General features: G+C 64.6%; 11 protein-coding genes. 5 read left to right on the top strand and 6 right to left on the bottom strand.

The features are described 5' to 3' along the window. Positions 1–57 precede the first annotated feature (57 nt). A complete protein-coding gene (locus LY284_RS05265; protein ID WP_233385052.1) occupies positions 58–1,416 on the top strand; it encodes an MFS transporter in 1,359 nt (452 codons plus the stop codon). 62 nt (positions 1,417–1,478) lie between these two features. Here the strand turns inward: LY284_RS05265 and LY284_RS05270 are convergent, their stop codons facing one another. From LY284_RS05270 to LY284_RS05295, 6 genes are all read right to left on the bottom strand, one after another. Further along, positions 1,479–2,126: a glutathione S-transferase family protein gene (locus LY284_RS05270; protein WP_233385055.1), complete on the bottom strand. Its 648-nt coding sequence runs from the start codon at positions 2,124–2,126 to the stop codon at positions 1,479–1,481. A 75-nt stretch (positions 2,127–2,201) separates the two neighbouring features. Next, a complete protein-coding gene (locus LY284_RS05275; RefSeq protein ID WP_233385057.1) occupies positions 2,202–2,948 on the bottom strand; it encodes an SDR family NAD(P)-dependent oxidoreductase in 747 nt (248 codons plus the stop codon). A 150-nt stretch (positions 2,949–3,098) separates the two neighbouring features. Continuing rightward, a complete protein-coding gene (locus LY284_RS05280; protein ID WP_233385060.1) occupies positions 3,099–3,845 on the bottom strand; it encodes an SDR family NAD(P)-dependent oxidoreductase in 747 nt (248 codons plus the stop codon). Between the two features lie 34 nt (positions 3,846–3,879). Beyond that, a complete protein-coding gene (locus LY284_RS05285; RefSeq protein WP_233385062.1) occupies positions 3,880–4,728 on the bottom strand; it encodes an alpha/beta fold hydrolase in 849 nt (282 codons plus the stop codon). A 203-nt stretch (positions 4,729–4,931) separates the two neighbouring features. Further along, complete coding sequence (locus LY284_RS05290; RefSeq protein WP_233385064.1) at positions 4,932–6,053, bottom strand: alkene reductase; 1,122 nt, start codon at positions 6,051–6,053, stop codon at positions 4,932–4,934. A 40-nt stretch (positions 6,054–6,093) separates the two neighbouring features. Further along, on the bottom strand, positions 6,094–6,840 hold the full coding sequence (locus tag LY284_RS05295; RefSeq protein WP_233385067.1) for an SDR family NAD(P)-dependent oxidoreductase: 747 nt from the start codon (positions 6,838–6,840) through the stop codon (positions 6,094–6,096). Positions 6,841–7,011: 171 nt separating this feature from the next. On the opposite strand from LY284_RS05295, the gene LY284_RS05300 reads away from it, so the two are divergent. The 4 genes from LY284_RS05300 to LY284_RS05315 all read left to right on the top strand — a co-directional run bounded on the left by LY284_RS05300 (position 7,012) and on the right by LY284_RS05315 (position 17,583). Then, a complete protein-coding gene (locus LY284_RS05300; protein ID WP_233385069.1) occupies positions 7,012–7,896 on the top strand; it encodes a LysR family transcriptional regulator in 885 nt (294 codons plus the stop codon). 361 nt (positions 7,897–8,257) lie between these two features. Continuing rightward, the gene (locus LY284_RS05305) at positions 8,258–14,572 is read left to right on the top strand and encodes an autotransporter outer membrane beta-barrel domain-containing protein (protein WP_233385072.1); all 6,315 of its coding nucleotides are present in this window, start codon (positions 8,258–8,260) and stop codon (positions 14,570–14,572) included. 98 nt (positions 14,573–14,670) lie between these two features. Beyond that, positions 14,671–15,780, top strand: a complete 1,110-nt coding sequence (locus tag LY284_RS05310) for a LacI family DNA-binding transcriptional regulator (RefSeq protein ID WP_233385074.1) — start codon at positions 14,671–14,673, stop codon at positions 15,778–15,780. A 237-nt stretch (positions 15,781–16,017) separates the two neighbouring features. Then, positions 16,018–17,583 (top strand): ABC transporter substrate-binding protein, encoded by a 1,566-nt coding sequence (locus tag LY284_RS05315; protein WP_233385097.1) that lies wholly within the window; start codon positions 16,018–16,020, stop codon positions 17,581–17,583. Positions 17,584–17,589 lie beyond the last annotated feature (6 nt).

The raw sequence follows: 17,589 nt of genomic DNA on the forward strand, positions 1-17,589 counted from the left end.
AAACCATGAATAAAACATGGTAATCCTAACTATATTTAACATCGGATGGAGATCCTCATGGAAGAAGTGTTTCGAAATGACCGCATGGTCAGAAGTGCGGACAGCAAGCAGGTTCTCGCCGCCGTCGGCGCCTCGTGTCTGGGCTGGGCATTGGACCTGTTCGATCTGTTCGTCGTGCTGTTCGTGGCGCCGGTGGTCGGGAAACTCTTCTTCCCTTCGACGGACTCGATGCTTTCACTCGCAGCGGTGTATGCGTCCTTCGCCGTCACTCTGTTGATGCGGCCGCTCGGCTCCGCGATCTTCGGATCGTTGGCCGACCAGCATGGCCGCAAGCGATCGATGATCATATCGGTCGTGGGCGTCGGCCTTTCGACCGCAGCGTTCGGATTGCTGCCGACCGTTCAGCAGGCGGGCGTCATTGCGCCGGTCTTGTTCCTGGTGCTGCGTCTGGTTCAGGGCGTGTTTGTCGGAGGTGTGGTCGCATCGACGCATACCATCGGTACGGAAACGGTGAGCCCGAAGTATCGGGGCGCCGTCTCGGGATTCGTCGGCGGCGGTGGCGCGGGACTTGGCGCGCTGCTCGCCTCGCTGGTCTATCTGGCCATGTCCGCGGCTTTTCCCGGCGCGCAATTCGAAGTATGGGGATGGCGATGCATGTTCTTTGCCGGAATCGTCAGCTCGATTCTCGGTGTGTTCGTGTTCAACAGCCTCGAAGAGTCTCCCGTGTGGGCTGCGCTTGCCGCCGAAAAACGCAAGGCCGCTTCCGTCGCCGGACGCGATGAACAAAAGCCCGCCAGGTCGCCGCTTCGAACGCTGTTTTCGAAGCGGTATCGCGCCATTCTCATGGTGAACTTGTTGCTCACGATCGGGGGCGGAAGCGGCTATTACCTGACATCGGGCTTCCTGCCCACCTTCTTCAAGGTCGTGAATCACGCGCCCAACAGCGTGGCCGGCATTGTTCTCATGATATCGAGCGTCGCCGTGATCGTCGCGTCGACGGCAGCCGGTCATATGAGCACGCTCATCGGGCGCAAGCGTAGTTTCATCTGGCTCGGCGTGGCACGGCTCGTCGGCTTCCCACTGCTTTTCATCGCGTTGGCGCGGGCAGACAGCGTTGTCATGATTGGCGTTTGCGCGGTGCTGCTGAGCGCGTTGGGAAGTGCCAGTTATGCGCCGATCCTCATCTTCCTCAACGAACGTTTTCCGACCGCAATCCGCGCATCGGGCACCGGCCTTTCGTGGAACATAGGCTTCGCGATTGGCGGCATGATGCCTACCGTGGTTTCTATGATCGCTCGCACACCCGCCGATCTGCCGATCGTGCTGGCCGTGTGTCTGGCTGCCGTGAGCGTACTGTATCTGGTCGGTGCTTTCGTCATACCGGAGACCCAGGGTAGTCTTGCGGACGAAAAATGACCGGTCGCGCGTGAGGTGAATGCGATGCCCGAACATCGGGCATCGCATTCAGTGGGCCTTCACTACGCCCTGGAAGAAGGGCGGTCCGATATCCTGTCGTACCATGCCTGCAATGCATCGAAATCCGCAGGAATGTTCATCTTCATCGCGCCCGCCGCGAAGTCGACGGTCACGAGCGCCGTGATGTCGGCTACCGAGAACGCTTCGCCTGCCACGAAAGGCACTGTCTTCAGGCGCTCGTTGAAATCAGCGTAAAAGTTCGCGACGCGAAGCTTGCTGCGCTCCACGATCTCCGGAATCTGCTCATACGCATGCGGACCCGACAACGCGCGCCCCTTCAGTCCGGCGACCGCGTTTCGCACGCCTTCCATCACGGCCGCGAATCCGTCGAGTTCGGCGCGCCGCTCCCACATCGTGACGAGCGCCTTTTCTTGCGGCGTGGTCCCGAGCAATGCACGCGTGCCGGGATGCGCTTCCTCGATGTAGCGCCAGATTGCGGGGACTTCTCCGATCGCCGTGCCGTTTTCCAGCACGAGCGTCGGCACCTGCCGGCGCGGGTTGATGGCGACATAGGCGTCGGAAAATTGCTCTTTTGCGCCGAGGTCCACGGCCCTCGTCGACACTTCGATCCCTTTCTCGGCCAGGAAAATGCGAACCCGGCGAGCGTTGGGAGACGCCTTGGATTCGTAAAGCGTGAGATCGGTTTTCATGTACGTGTTCATTCCGATAAAAGTTTCAAGCTGCCCGCCTGACAGTGACCGCGCAGGCGAGCATGTGAAGTTGCCTTAGCCTGCCGTCTTGCCGCCGTCGACAGTCAGAATCTGCCCGGTGACGAAAGCCGCGCCGTCGGCTGCGAGATAGAGCACCGCTGCTGCTATATCGTCAGGCTTGCCGATACGCGCAAGCGGCACCGTGGCGGCGAGCGCTGCCTTGTTTTCAGCGGTGCTGGTGAAGCGATCCAGCATGCCCGTGTCGGTCGGTCCGGGCGCGACGGCGTTGACGCGAACGCCCGTCGACGCAACTTCGAGCGCGGCCGATTTCGTGATGCCTTCGACGGCGTGCTTGCTGCCCGCATAAACCGATGCGAATGCGGCGCCTTCATGACCGTAAGTCGACGAAATGTTGACGATGCTGCCGGCCTTCTGCGCGGTCATCACGCGCAGTTCGTGCTTGAGGCTCAGCAGCGTGCCGAGCACGTTGATGTCGAACGTGTCGGCATAACTTTCGGCGGTCTGCTCGACGACAGGTCCCGGCCGGCCTTCCGTGCCGGCATTGTTGACGGCGACGTCCAGACGGCCGAAGCGGGCGACGGTCTGATCCACGAGGTTGCGGACTTCTTCGTCGCGGCGCACGTCGGCCTGGACGAAGTGTGCTTCGGCGCCGGCTTCGCGCAGTTCGGCTTCGAGTGCGGCGCCTTCCGCCGGGCGGCGGCCGGATACGACGAGCCGCGCGCCCGAACGGGCGAACGCCAAAGCGGTTGCGCGGCCAATGCCCGTGAGGGCGCCAGTGATAAGAACGACGGGTTGGGACATTTGAGGCTCCTGTCAATAAGGTTCACGACACGTGGCTCGCGTCGCGCTGCTCGGTGAGCATGACGGAGCTAACTTTAGGCGTCTCTTTCGGCCGTGAAAAAGACTTTTAAGGCTGGAGGGCATGCTTGCGAGGCATGCGAGCCGTACAGATCAGAGCTTCGATCCGCCGTCGACGCGCAACGTGTCGCCCGTGACCCAGCGCGCATCGTCGGAGGCGAGGAACACGGCGGCGCCGGCGATATCGTGCGGTTGCGCGACGCGTTTGAGCGCCTGCATGCCTAGCGTGAAGTCGCGGCCCGCGTCCGTCTTCGCGAAGTTCGACATGTCCGTTTCGACGACGCCCGGCGCAATCGCGTTGACGCGAATGCCGCGCCCGCCGAGCGCGGACGCGAAGTGGCGCACGACCGTATCGACCGCGCCCTTGGTCGCGGCGTACGCCGACAGATTGTTCACGGATGCGCGCGCCGCGAGCGACGACAGCAACACGATGCTGCTTCCATCGCCCAGCACGGGCAGCAATTGCTGCACGAGGAAGAACGGCGCGCGGACATTGACGGCGAAGAGGTCATCGAAATCCTCGACCGTCGTTTCTTCGATCGGCGCGGCCTTCGAGATGCCGGCGTTCGCGACGAGAATGTCGAGCCGTTCGCCCGTCAGCGCGCGCACGCGTCTCGCCAGTTCGTGTGGTCCGCGCGCATCGCGCAGATCGGCGGCGACCTTGTCGGCTTGTCCGCCCGCTGCGCGAATGGCCGCAACGACGGAATCGGCGGCCTGCTCGCCGTTGCTGTAGTGGACCAGCACGCGTGCGCCTGCATGGGCGAGCGCGATGGCCGTGGCGCGGCCGATGCCGCGGGATGCGCCTGTCACCAGGGCGGTTTTGCCTGTGAGTTTGGTCATGGCGGGTTTCCGTTGAGAGTCGTGTAGGGGTGCGTTATTCCGAGAGAAACTGATCGACGTGCGCGACGAAACGCTCCGGGTACTGGTACAGCGAGCCGTGATTGGCGTCGGGATAGAGGATCAGTTGCGCGTTCGGCATGTGCTGCTGCAGGTGCCACGAATTGATCGAATAGATGATCACGTCGTTGTCGCCGTTGACGACGAGGGTCGCTTGCTTGAGCGCGTGCAAGTAGTCGTACGGGTTCTCGCGCGGCGCACCCCACTTCGCGAGTGCGGCGAGCTGCGCGGGCGCGACCAGGTCGTTGGCTTCGGGATCTCGATTGTCGGCGCGCAAACGGAACCGCTCGACAAAGCCGCGGCCCGCCGCCTGGCTCGCCTCCGAAGGCGAGAAGTGCACGCGCAGCCACAGATCGTCGGGGTGCGCGTATGACGCGCCAAAAATCTCCTGCGCTTCAGGCGTGAGCGTCGCCATGCCTTCGCCGCTGCGCGGGCCCGTGCCGACGAGAATCACGCGACGCACGAGTTGCGGCTTCGTGATGGCAAGCTCCTGCGCGATCAGTCCGCCCATTGAAAAGCCGAGGACGTCGATCTGTTTCAGTTCGAGTGCTTCGATAAACGCGGCAGCGTTAGCGGCCATCTCCTCGATCGACTCGGGGACCGTGCCGGAACTGCTGGAGATGCCCGCATTGTTGAAGAGGATCACTTCGCGGTTTTGCGCGAGTCCATCGGTGACGGCGGGATCCCAATGATCCATCGTGCCGGTGAAGTGGATGTTCATCACGAGCGGCACGCCGCCCGGATTGCCGAAGCGGCGATACGCGAAGCGGATGCCGTTGGCTTCGACGAACTGAGTCGGCGCGGTCTGGTGGGTATGGCGGGTCATGGCAGTTTTCCTTTGAACCGTTGATCGTCATTGCGGTGCGATATCGCTGAAGCGTCGCTTCGCGTAACACCGGCCTGACGCGTAATGTAGGCGCGCCGGGCTAAGAGGAAAAAGACTTAATAAGCTGCGCGGCATGCCTGAAAAGCATGAGCGGACACGGCGCGGTCCGTGAAGTTGCCGTTGGACACGGCTTGCTCTTCGAATCAGACGGTTGCATGGCTGCCCGTCTCGTCATGGGCGGGAAAGTCGATGTAGGCGCGTTCGTCTCCGCCCCAGAAGGCATCGCGCTGATAGGGCGTGAGCGGCAGGTCGCGACGCAGGCGCTCGGGCAAATCCGGGTTCGATGAGAACCAGCGGCCGAAGGCAACGAGATCGGCATCGCCACGTTCAAGAATCTGCTCGGCCCCGGCACGATCGAAGCCGCCGGCGGCGATGATCGGTCCGTCGAATACCTTGCGCAGGAACGATGACGCAACGGCTGGCTGGGCTTCGTCGAGCGTTTCTGTGCCCATCACGCGCGGTTCGATGACATGCAGATACGCGAGGCCATAGCCGTTCAGATGCGCGGCGAAATGGCCGAAGGTTGCTTCGGGATTGCTGTCGGAGATGGCGCCCCAGCGGCCACTCGGCGACACGCGCACGCCTACGCGATCCGCACCCCACACGGACGCGAACGCGTCCACCAGTTCCAGCGAAAAGCGCGCGCGCTTCTCGATCGTGCCGCCATAGGCGTCCGTGCGTTTGTTCGTGCCGTCCTGCAGGAACGTGTCGGCGAGATAGCCATTCGCGTTGTGCAACTCGACGCCGTCGAAACCCGCTGCTTTTGCGCGCTCCGCTGCGCGCCGGAACGATTCGACAATGGCCGGAATTTCATTCGTTTCCAGCGCGCGGTGCGGCGAGTTCGGCACCCAGCCGTTCTGCGTGAATACGGTGGTTTCGTACGGCACGACGGAGGGCGCAACGGGCGCATTGCCCCAGCTCAGATCGACGTGCGACTGACGGCCGTCGTGCGCGATCTGCATGAAGATGTGCGCGCCTTTCGCGTGAACGGCGTCGGTGATCTTCTTCCACGCTTCGATGTGTTCGTCGGTGTAGATGCCCGGTGCGCCGAGATAGCCGCGGCTGTCGTACGAAGGATGCGCACTCTCTGTAATCAGCAGACCGCCTTGCGAGGCGCGCTGCTCGTAGTACTCGATCATCATCGCGCTTGGGCTGTCGTCGGAGTCGGAACGCAGCCGAGTCATCGGCGCGTGGACGACACGATGTGACAGTTGCAGTCGTCCTACCTTCGTGGATGAAAACAGTTTCAAGTTTTTTTTCATCATTCTGGATACCTTATTGATTGATACGGTTATCACATCATGATCAGAGCTTCGATCCGCCGTCGATGCGCAGTGTGTCGCCCGTGATCCAGTTCGCTCTGTCGGAAGCAAGGAAAGTCACTGCACCGGCGATATCGTCGGGCTGCGCGACGCGCTTCAGGGCTTGCAGGTTCAGCGCGTAGTCGCGGCCCGCGTCGGTGGTCACGAAGCTGGACATGTCGGTCGCGACGACACCGGGCGCGACCGCATTCACGCGCACGCCACGCTCGCCGAGCGCGGACGCGAAATGGCGCACGAGCGTGTCGATGGCGCCTTTGGTTGCGGCGTACGCGGCCAGTTCGCCCACCGCCGCGCGCGAAGCCAGCGAAGAAAGCAGCACGACGCTGCTGCCTTTGCACAGCATCGGCAGAAGCTGCTGGACGAGGAAGTAGGGCGCGCGCACGTTGACGGCGAAGAGGTCATCGAAGTCTTCGACGGTCGTCTCTTCGATGCTCGCGGCCGTGGCAATGCCTGCATTGGCGACCAGCACGTCGAGCCGTCCGCCGACGATCGCACTGACACGGCGAGCGAGCGTATGCGGACCGTCGGCGGTGCGCAGATCGGCGGCGACTTTCTGCGCATGGGCGCCGCTCGCCATGATCTCGGCGACGACCGAATCGGCGGCCGATTCGTTGCTGCTGTAGTGCACCAGCACCTGCGCGCCGGCTCGGCCGAGTGCAAGCGCGATGGCCCGGCCGATGCCGCGCGACGCGCCCGTGACGAGCGCGGTTTTTCCTGCGAGGTCGTTCATGACGAAGCTCCGTTAGGTTGACGAGCGGGTCGTTCCCCCGGCTCGATGTGCGATTGGCAGGTAATCTAGCCGTCGCTTGCGCAACCGAAAAAGACTTTGTAGGCTTGCTGGCATGCCTTGCAAGCATGGCCACGAGCGGCGCGGCACAGCGAGGCGGAACCGGGAGAAAGCATGGAGCTACGCCATCTGCGCTATTTCGTTGCGGTCGCGGAAACAGGTAGCCTCACCGTCGCCGCCGAGCAGCGGCTGTTCACGTCGCAACCTTCGCTGAGCCGGCAGATCCGCGATCTCGAAGACGAAGTGCGCGCGGAACTGTTCAGCCGCAGCGCGCGCGGCGTCGAGTTGACCGCGTCGGGCAAGGCTTTTCTCGACCATGCACGGCTGGCGCTCGCGCAGGTCGATGCCGCGATCGAAGCCGCGCGCCGTGCCGCGCGTCCCGCGAAGCAGATCTTTGCGCTCGGCTTTCTGACGGGACAGGAAATGACGTGGCTGCCGCGAGCGATGCAGGTGTTGCGTGACGAGCTGCCGAACATCGACGTCACGGTGTCGAGCGGCTACTCGCCCGATCTCGCCGACGCCGTCGCGCGCGGCAAGCTCGATCTTGCGTTCGTGCGCACGGAGCCGGGTCTGGATCTCGAGTATCGCGTCGTCTATTGCGAGAAGCTTGTCGTGCTGATGCCGAGCGATCACCGGCTGACGGCGAAGACGGCGATCCATCCGTCGGACCTGCGGGGCGAGACGTTCGTGATGGCGTCGAACAAGGCGCGCGTGCTGCATGATGTGGTTGCGCGATATCTGCACGAGAATGGGCTCGATCCGAAGCCCGCGCATGGCGTCGACAATCTCGCGATGGCCATGTCGCTCGTTGCTTCGACACGCGGCCTGTCGCTGATGCCCGAGTATGCGAACAATCTGCTGCCGTGGTCGGTCGTGAGCCGGCCGCTCGAAGGCGAGGCGCCGACGGTCGATCTCGCCATCGGCTACAGTCGTTCGAATGCATCGCCCGTGCTGAAGCTGTTTCTGTCGAGAGCGGATGAGCTGATTGCCGCCAAGTGAGGGCGGGAAATGGCGGTGGACCGCCATGACCCCGGATCAGATATCCGCTGCACCTTCTCGTGGAACCACTTTTCTTAGGCGGCCGCGTCCGAGTGGGTCGGTACCCGCCGTTCCATCCGACTAATCAATATCTAACTCATCGCGCACACTATGCAGCCTAAGGGCAAGCGATTGATGTGTGTTTCAGGTCGGGATTAAGTGCGTCGGCCTGAAGTCTTCTCGTCCATTCCTGGTTAGGGCTCAATTTCGTAGATCTCACGCGCAGGTGCGACCTTCATGTAATTCGCAGTGCAAATCAATTGGATTATGACATCGGCCATTTGCATCTGTTAATGCGACGGAACCAAAAAGGGAAAAGATCATGTACATGTTCAAGCATTCATCGCGTTGTGGGTCTGCGCGGGCAGTGACGTCGGCACTTTTTGTGGAGGATGGCTGCGGGAAGAAGCGCCGGATTGTGGTTGCGCTGGCATTGGCCGTAGCGTCAGTTGCCCCGCTATTCGTTCCGGTCGCGGCGCGAGCCCAGTGCAACAGGAGCGCCAATCCCGCGCGGCCTTCGGCGCCGGCACAGACCAACTTTTCCAATCAGTCGTTTGGCGCAGCGCCGCTTCCCCAGTATTACCTGGACGCCTCGGGGCAGGCGGGATGCAAAGGCGCCGACGACGGCTCCTGGAACGGAAAAGGCCAGGATGGCTTCGCTGGTCAGTCGGGTGGTTCCTTTAACAGCGTCAACAGCGGCATTTCGGTGAAGGGGGGCTTCGCGCCGACGCCCATCAGTCCCACGATCGGAGCGGGATGGTCTGTCAACGGCGGTGACGGCGGTGCCGGCGGACAGGGCGGTTATGACGATGATGGCTCCGCCCACACGGGAAACGGCGGAGCGGCTGGCAATGGCGGCGCGGTCTCCGTGCAGTTTAGCGGCACGGTGGGTCCCGACTCGAAGGGCGTCCTTCCGGAAGTTGCTCTCGACGTAGAAGCCAATGGCGGCACCGGCGGAGCGGGCGCCGTGTCCAATGCCCAGGGCATTGAGCCGCTCTATGGCGGCAACGGGGGATCAGGGGGACAGGGTGGTCAGGCAGCGCTTGACGCCTCCGGCAATATTCAGTTCTATGGCGTCGGCCTGCGAGCGTCCGCCCGGGGCGGAGCCGGCGGGGCAGGTGGCGACTCGCCGACTCCGGGCGATCTTGCCGTGGAAGGCCATGGAGGCAAGGGCGGCAATGGCGGCGCCGGCGGTACCGCGACACTTGCGTATCAGAACGGCAGTCTGACCGCCAGCACCCCTTTAGGCCAGATCTTCCCGATGCAGGCTAACGCCGATGGCGGTAGAGGCGGCAATGCGGGTGGTGCGCTCGGTGGAAGCGGCAGTTTTGGCGGGACCGGCGGCAACGGAGGTAACGGCGGCACAGCCAGCGCGGCACTCGGCAGTGGTGGCCAGATTGTTTTCTCCGATCAGATGCAGCCGGTGAACAGTCAGTATCAGCCGGGCAGCGGCATCACCGCCACGGCGAATGGTGGCGCGGGCGGTGGCGGTGGCGCTGCCATCGACGGCACGATCCGCAATGAGGGTGGTACGGGCGGCAACGGCGGGAATGCCGGCAGCGCGAGCGCCACCGTCCTTGGTGCGATCGATTACACCGCGAGTGTTCCGGCCGGGCAGACCACTGCCGGGTTGATCGGGGGTGAGGGGGTGCTGGTGCAGGCCAACGGAGGCGCCGGCGGTGTCGGTGACGGCGCCCAGAGCACGATCGTGGGTGAAGGCGGTAACGGCGGTAAGGCAGGCGCTGGCGGGAGCGCGTCGCTGACCCTCGGAGACGCGACGAACACGGCGACCATCAAAACGAACGGCCCCTATACGCATGGCGCCCTGGTGCAAAGTATCGGCGGCGGCGGGGGCAATGGCGGCAGTGTCAGCTTCGCGCTGTCCGGCACGGGCGGTGCAGGTGCCGCGGGCGGCGATGGCGGTGCGGTCACGGTGAACTCGGACCACGCCTTTGTCACGGCCGGCAGCACTTCAGGCGAAGGCAGCATCCCGCTGATCGCGCAAAGCATCGGCGGTGGCGGCGGAAGCGGCGGCGACGCCAGCGGCGTCACCGCGGGTGCGGGTTTTCAGATCGGCGGCAACGGCGGTCAAGGCGGCAATGGCGGCGCGGTGAAACTCACGCTGGGCCAGAACAGCGTATTTGGCAGCCTCGACCAGAGCGGTGGCGCGGGGATACTCGCGCAAAGCATCGGCGGCTCCGGCGGCAACGCCGGCAGCGCGACGTCGAAAGGCGGAGGGCTGATCACTATGGTGATCGGCGGGGATGCCCACGGTGGCGGCTCGGGCGGCCAGGTCACGGTCGACAACGGCGCACTCGTCACGACCTACGGCGACCACGCAGCCGGTATCAAGGCCCAGTCGATCGGCGGCGGCGGCGGCAATGGCGGCAACGCTACAGCGTTCACGGTCGGCGGCCCCCTGACGAGTTCGGTTGCCATTGGCGGACAAGGCGGCGGAGGCGGCGCGGCGGGCGCGGTTTCGCTGACCAACACGGGACAGGTTGCGACGTATGGTTCGGATGCCGAAGGTGTCGTGCTGCAAAGCATCGGCGGCGGCGGCGGCTCCGGTGGCAGCGCCACGGCGCGTGCCGTTGCCGCATCGGGTAGCCCCAACATTCCATCGATCAGTGTCAGCGCCGCGATCGGCGGCGCCGGCGGGACCGGAAACACCGGCGGCAATGTCACGCTCGATAATTCCGGTCTGATCACCACAGCGGGCGACAGCGCGACCGGCGTTTTCGCGCAATCCGTCGGCGGTGGCGGGGGTACGGGCGGCGACGCGACCGCCGCGTCCTACTCCGCGTCGCCTGCCAAAGGGGCGTCCCTCTCGGTCTCCGTGGCGCTCGGCGGCAGCGGCGGCAGCGGTGGCACGGGCGGCGCCGTCAGCCTGGAAAACTCGGGGCTGATCGCCACCCTGGGCCAGGACGCCCACGGCGTGTTCGCACAGTCGATTGGCGGTGGCGGCGGCAATGGCGGCACGGGCGATGCCTCGGCCACGGCGGCCAACGCCAAAGCCAGCTTCAGCGCGTCGATCGCGGTGGGCGGAACGGGTGGAACCGGGGGCACGGGCGGCACGGTCGGCCTGACCAACGACGGTTCGATCGCGACGCGCGGGGACGGCGCGGATGCCGTGTTCGCCCAGAGCGTGGGCGGCGGCGGCGGCGCAGGCGGCGGCGGTACCGCTGCGGCCAGCGGCGGCAAGGCTGCCATCGCCGTGGGTGTGGGCGGCAAGGGCGGCGTCGGCGGCGACGGCAACACGGTGACGACGACCAACAACGGCAACATCGTCACCCGCGGCGCGGCCTCGACCGGCATCTTCGCGCAAAGCGTCGGCGGCGGCGGGGGCAAAGGCGGCAAGGGTGCGGCGGCTGCGGGCGGCAGCGGCGGCCTCGACACGATTTCCAACGCCCAGACCCTGTTCGGTATTCTGGGTCAGGGCCTCGGCCTCAACCAGGATGTGCAGAACCTGGGCGACAACATCCTGCAGGTCGGCGTGCTCGGCGAAAAAATCAAAGCGACTTATGGTGATCTGCAAAAACTCTTCACGCAGCCGGATGGGGTATCGAAAGTTCTGGGCACCGTGTCACAGATCAGCGTTGGCGTGTCGGTCGGCGGCAGCGGCGGCGCGGGTGGCCAGGGCGGGGCGGTGAACACCACCAACGCCGGCGCGATCGGCACCTATGGCGCGCAATCGCACGGCATCTTCGCGCAGAGCATCGGCGGCGGCGGCGGCAGCGGCGGCGCGGCGAGTTCGGTCGGCAAGTCGAACAATGATTCGAAGGTGCAGGCCGCGGTCGCCGTGGGCGGCAGCGGCGGCGCGGCCGGCTCGGGCGGTGCGGTGAGTGTCGTGCAGAAATCGGGTGGCGCAGTCGAAACGCAGGGTGTGGAAGCGTTTGGCGTGTACGCACAGAGCGTAGGTGGCGGGGGCGGCAACGGCGCGATGTCGGGGGCGGTCAGCGGTTCGCTGAAAAGCCTGTCGATCGCGGTGGGCGGCAATGGCGGAGGCGCCGGGAATGGCGGCACCGTGAGCGTCGATAACAACGGCGCGGTCACGACACTGGGCAAGCACAGCGTCGGCATCTTCGCGCAAAGCATCGGCGGTGGCGGCGGTGTCGTCACGACCGCGAGCAGCGACGAGACGTTCGATCCCTCCAAAATCTTCGTGAATCCTCAGGGACGGCTCGCCGACGTCTACGGTGTGACACTGAGCTTCGGCGGTCAGAACGGCAGTTCGGGAAATGGCGGCGAAGTCACGGTCAACACGGAAGGCAACGTGACGACGAGCGGGCTCGACGCGCACGGTATCGTCGCGCAATCGATCGGCGGCGGGGGCGGCTTCGTGGCGGGCGGACAGATCGCGAACACGACCTCCGGCGCCGGCAACGCGAAGGGCGATGGCGGCAAGGTTCTCGTCGTGGACACCAATAACACTGTCGCCACCTCCGGCGACGGTGCGTATGGGATCGTCGCGCAATCGATCGGCGGTGGCGGGGGCTTTGCGGGCGACCCGTCCGCCCCGCAGGGCTACGGTGGCGCGACGAACACCGCGGTACTGGCCAACAGCGGCAATGGCGGCACCGTCAACGTCCTCGTGGCAAACGGCGGGAAGGTTGTGACGACCGGCCGGTACGCGCCGGCGATCTTCGCGCAATCGATCGGCGGTGGCGGTGGTCTGGTGGTCGCTAACTACAGCGCAGCCAACCTGCCGAATGTGATGGGAGAGGGCAGCGCGGGTGGCGCGGGCGCGGGCGGCCCGGTCTTCGTCAACGTGAGGAATAACGACACGGTCATGGCGACAGGCGTCGGGTCTGCCGGCATCCTGGCCCAGAGCGACGGCCAGACAGGCGGGCAAATTTCGATCAACCTGGCGCCCGGCTCGAAAGTCATCGGCGGCACGACCGATCCCAATTTCCCGACGGGCAAAATGGTTGGGCAGTACGACGAGTATCGCGACGCTGCCGCGATCCGCATACTTGGGGGCAATAACAACGTCATCAACAACCAGGGGACCATCCAGACCTTGGGCAAATACGCGATCCTGGTGAACCCCACGACGTACGGGGGCGTGCCCACCGGCACCATCACGGTCAACAACTCCGGCACGATCACCGGTGACATCGATGCCCTTGGCGGCCCCAGCAATATCCATAATCTGCCCGGTGGCGTGATCAACACACCCACCACGCTGAACGTCGGAGGGGGCACGGTGAACAATGCCGGCACGCTCACAGTCGGCGGCGCCAACTCGGCCGGCAAGACGGTGCTCACCGGCAATCTCGTGCAGAGCCCGACTGGCGCGCTGAACGTCCAGATCGATCCAGCCAACAAGCGCTCCGATCTGCTCGACATCACGGGTACCGCCGCGCTTGCCGGGAAGGTGCAGGTTGAGCCGGTGAGCTATCTGAAGAGTACGAGCACCGTGCTGACGGCGGCCGGTGGAATTCAGCCGGATGCGACGCTCGCGGGCACCTCGACGCCCGTCTACCGCTTCACGCCATTGATGCAGGGCAACACCGTCGCCATCAGGACCGATGCGGATTTCGTGGGTGCGAGCAAGGGTGCTTCGGCCACACAGCAGAGCGTCGCCGCCAACCTGGACCGGCTGTGGAATAGCGCCGATCCCGCCTTCGCGCCCATCTTCGGCGCCTTCGGCAACGTCGGTAGCGCGGCGGGCTATGCCCAGACGCTGACTGCCGTCTCGGGCCAGGAGCTGCTCGGCATCGCTGCGGCGCGCTACCAGGCCAGCCAGGCATTCGCGCGCTCCGTATTCAGTTGCCCGGTGTTCGCCGACGACGACACCGCCGTGAGAAAGCAGGGCTCGTGCGTGTGGTTCCGCGCCACGGGCATGTGGGAAAACCGCAGCGCCGACGCGTCCTTCCCGGGCTTCGGCTGGCAAGGTACGACGATGAAGGTCGGCGGACAGATCGAGCTGCAGCCCGGCTGGTTTCTCGGTGGCGCCCTTGGCTACGAGACCGACCGTTTCACCGGCAACGACAACCTGACGAGCGCCAATGGCAATGCCCTTCTTGGAGTCGTCGCGCTCAAGCACGAGGTTGGGCCGTGGACATTCACCGGTGCGGCGGACGCCAGCTACGGCTGGATGAACAGTTCGCGCGTCATTCCGAGCGCCAATACGGTGGCGACTGCCTCGCCCGATTCGTTCAATGTCGGACTGCACTTGCGCGCGGCGTACCAGATTCCGTTCGATCGCTTCTACCTGGAGCCTGCGCTCGACGCCGATCTGAACGATATCAATCTGCCGGGCTACACGGAGAGCGGTGCGGGCGCACTCAATCTGAAGGTGAAGAGTGCGAATAATTTCATTGCGACCGGCACGCCGAATCTGCGGATCGGGACGCGCGCGCAGGTCGGGTCAGCGACAGTCGACGCCTATGTCGGCGCCGGGGTGAGCTTCATTGCGGGCAATACTTACACGACCAACGCGTCCTTCGCCGCTGCCCCGGGTTACGGCAGCTTCACGAATACCCTCACCAACGCGCACGTCGCGGGCAAGTTCTCCGCCGGGGTGGAGGTGTTTACGGCCAAACGCGTCGATGTGCGTCTGGAGTATGACGGCGTAGTGGCCGCACATGAAGTTGAAAACGGCGGACAGGTGCGGCTGAAGTACAGGTTTTGAGGGGGGGCTGCAACATAAACAAACACCCGAGTGCTTATAATCTCGATATATCGATTCACCGAGCGCTGTTCGAAATTTTCGTCAACGCCGAAAAGCCCATGTCGAAACTGAAAGCACCAGAGTCCGCATCGCCTTCCACGCGCAGCCGAAAGTCGCCGCAAGGGTCGCCGACCGTCCAGGATGTCGCGCGTCTCGCCAAGGTGTCCGTGGGCTCGGTATCGCGCGTACTCAACGGGCGCGACAACGTCGCCCCGGAAATCCGCGAGGCCGTGACGAAGGCGGTTGCGCGGCTGAACTTCGTGCCGAACGCGGTGGCGCGCAGCATGCGCAGCGGAAGCTCGAAGGCCATCGCGTGCCTCATCTCGGATATCGCACAGCATACGGCGGCGCAGATGGTGAGCGCCGCCGAAACGCGCTTGCGCGAGCGCGGCTACGAGATTCTCATCGCCAATTCGCATTACGATCTGGAGCGCGAGCGCGCCTTTCTCGAGAGCCTGCGTCAGCGGCGCCTCGACGGCCTGATCGGCGTGATCTCCGATGACGAGACGCCTTCGTACTACAACATCCTCCATACGCTGAACATGCCTGTCGTGCTGTGGGAACGCGACGCCCAAGGCCAGTTCCACTCGGTTCTCACCGATCACGCCGATGGATGCCGGCAGGCCGTGCGTTATCTAACATCGCTCGGACACAGGCGCATCGGGCTGGTCGCGGGGCACGAGCACACGTGGGTCGGGCGGGAGATGGTCCGCGGGTACACCGTCGAGTGCGAAGCCGCCGGCATCCTGGTCGATCCCGCGCTCATCCAGCGGACGGACGCCTTCGACGAAACCGCCTGTCACGCGCTGCTCGCGGGACCGTCGCGGCCGACCGCGATCGTCGCTCCGCTCAACGATACCGCGCGCGTGCTGCAGGCCGCCCGCGAACTCGGTCTGAATGTGCCGCGCGATCTCTCGGTCGTGTCGGTCGGCGATCATCAGTACGCGAGCCTCTGCGCGCCGGCGCTGACCGTCGTGACGCAGGAGCCGCGCGATATCGGCACCGAAGCGGCGGACCTGATGCTGCAACTGCTCGACGGCACCGCGCCGCCGGGCATCCGGCGATCGCGCCACCCGATGCGCATGATCATCCGTGAATCGTGCGCAGCCCTGCCTGCCGGGTCTGCCAAGCCGGGTCGCCGCCGGGCGCGGTCCGTTCAGCCCGGCTGAGACACTCAGGGTCAACCCGATTGACAGCGCACCTCAAATCGACGATCTTTAGTGAATCGATTCACCGAATCAGCGAACAACGAGCCCGTGGCAAATTTTCATCTCGTTGCGCGAGTTGGGATCGCAATTCAGGCGTTCTTTATTTTTGATTGGTTGACGAGCAAACATCGGGCTCGTACTGTTCGTGAATCGATTCATCAGATTCAAACGGGCACGCCGGTGACACAGAGGACATCAATGAGTTTCGACAGAACCCGAAGACAGGTGCTTCGAATCGGCGCGGCAGGCCTCGCGGGATGGTCGCTGCCGCTTGCGTTCGGTGAGCGCGCGCTGGCGGCGCAGGGCGGGGTGCTGACCGTCGCGATCCCGAGCAATCCGCAGACGCTCGATCCGATCAATCAGCCGAATCACGACGTGATGGCGATCAACCAGTTGATCTTCGAGAATCTCGTCGGCATCGATGCGCACGGCCAGCGCGTGCCGCAACTGGCGCGCGCATGGACCGTCACGCCCGACCGTCTGGCATACCGCTTCGATCTGGCGCGCGACGTGACGTTCCAGAACGGCCAGCCGTTTTCGTCCGCCGATGTGAAATACAGCTTCGATTACGTGCTCGATCCGGCGCACAAGGCGTTTCGCCGCCCGTTCTGGACCGTCATCGATTCGGTGAGCGCGCCGGACGCGAACACGGTTGTGATTCGCCTGAAGCGGCCGTATCGGCCCTTGCTCGATTACATGTCGAAGTACATGGGCATTTTTCCGGCGGGCAGCCGCGAGCAGCATCCGGGCGACTTCTTCAGGCATGCACCGGTGGGCGTCGGCACGGGACCGGGCATTTTCGTGCAGTCGCGCGCGAACGACTTCGTCGAGCTGCGCCGCAACCCAAATTACTGGCGCCACGGCGAGCCGCAATGGGAGCGCGTGATGTTCCGCATCATCCCCGAGGAGTCGTCGCGCCTTGCTTCGCTGATGTCGATGCAGACGCAGGTCATCAGCGCGCCGCCCGCGCAGCTCTTCGGGCAGATTAGCCGTTCGCCTGGCATCGTCGGTGAAAGCCGGCCGTCGCCGACAAGTCCGCTCATGCTGTGCCTCAACACGCGCCGCGCACCGTTCGACGATCCGGCGTTCCGTCAGGCCGTCTCGCTCGTGCTCGACCGCGTGAAGATCTGCCGCGACCTGTGCTACGGCGCGGTGAAGGCGAGCAGCATGCCGTTCGCGCCGGATTCGCCGTGGTACGACGCGGCCAGCGCCGCGCGCCTCGATTTCGATCTGGCGAAAGCCCGCGCGGCGCTCGCGCGCTCGAAGTACGCGACGGGCGCATCATTCGATCTGCTGTACGTGCAGCCTGCGTATCTCATCGATACCTCGATGACTGCGCTCTTCATGCAGTCGCAGCTCGCGTCGATCGGCGTGCGCGTCAACCTGCGGCCGCTCGACTTCGGCCAGATGATCTCGCAGGCGATGGTCGGCAATCATCAGGCGGTGCTGACGGGCTTCATTGCGCCGCCGGAGGCAACCTATCTGCTGAACGCGCTGTTCCGCCCGACCGAGAGCCTCTGGAAAGCGACCGCCTACGACAATCCGGCCTTCGTCGATCTGATCGATCAGAGCTACGGCGCGGACGAACCTGCCGAACTGAAGGCGCTGCTTGCGAAGATGCAGCAGACCATCGCGCGCGACGCGCCCGCGATCTGGATCGGCGCGCTGGAAGTGCAGAACCTCTGGCGCAGCGAAGTGAAGGGCTTCGAGGTGAACACGGGATTTTCGCTCGCGCTGGGCGGCGTGTCCGTCGGGCGGGCATAAAGGATA

It is taken from the genome of Caballeronia sp. PC1, from assembly GCF_021353155.1.
Classification (GTDB): Bacteria; Pseudomonadota; Gammaproteobacteria; order Burkholderiales; family Burkholderiaceae; genus Caballeronia; species Caballeronia cordobensis.

Excerpts from the sequence above, each read along its gene's own strand:
- LY284_RS05265 (WP_233385052.1), top strand. The coding sequence starts at position 58 with ATGGAAGAAGTGTTTCGAAATGACCGCATGGTCAGAAGTGCGGACAGC.
- LY284_RS05270 (WP_233385055.1), bottom strand. The coding sequence starts at position 2,126 with ATGAAAACCGATCTCACGCTTTACGAATCCAAGGCGTCTCCCAACGCT.
- LY284_RS05275 (WP_233385057.1), bottom strand. The coding sequence starts at position 2,948 with ATGTCCCAACCCGTCGTTCTTATCACTGGCGCCCTCACGGGCATTGGC.
- LY284_RS05280 (WP_233385060.1), bottom strand. The coding sequence starts at position 3,845 with ATGACCAAACTCACAGGCAAAACCGCCCTGGTGACAGGCGCATCCCGC.
- LY284_RS05285 (WP_233385062.1), bottom strand. The coding sequence starts at position 4,728 with ATGACCCGCCATACCCACCAGACCGCGCCGACTCAGTTCGTCGAAGCC.
- LY284_RS05290 (WP_233385064.1), bottom strand. The coding sequence starts at position 6,053 with ATGATGAAAAAAAACTTGAAACTGTTTTCATCCACGAAGGTAGGACGA.
- LY284_RS05295 (WP_233385067.1), bottom strand. The coding sequence starts at position 6,840 with ATGAACGACCTCGCAGGAAAAACCGCGCTCGTCACGGGCGCGTCGCGC.
- LY284_RS05300 (WP_233385069.1), top strand. The coding sequence starts at position 7,012 with ATGGAGCTACGCCATCTGCGCTATTTCGTTGCGGTCGCGGAAACAGGT.
- LY284_RS05305 (WP_233385072.1), top strand. The coding sequence starts at position 8,258 with ATGTACATGTTCAAGCATTCATCGCGTTGTGGGTCTGCGCGGGCAGTG.
- LY284_RS05310 (WP_233385074.1), top strand. The coding sequence starts at position 14,671 with ATGTCGAAACTGAAAGCACCAGAGTCCGCATCGCCTTCCACGCGCAGC.
- LY284_RS05315 (WP_233385097.1), top strand. The coding sequence starts at position 16,018 with ATGAGTTTCGACAGAACCCGAAGACAGGTGCTTCGAATCGGCGCGGCA.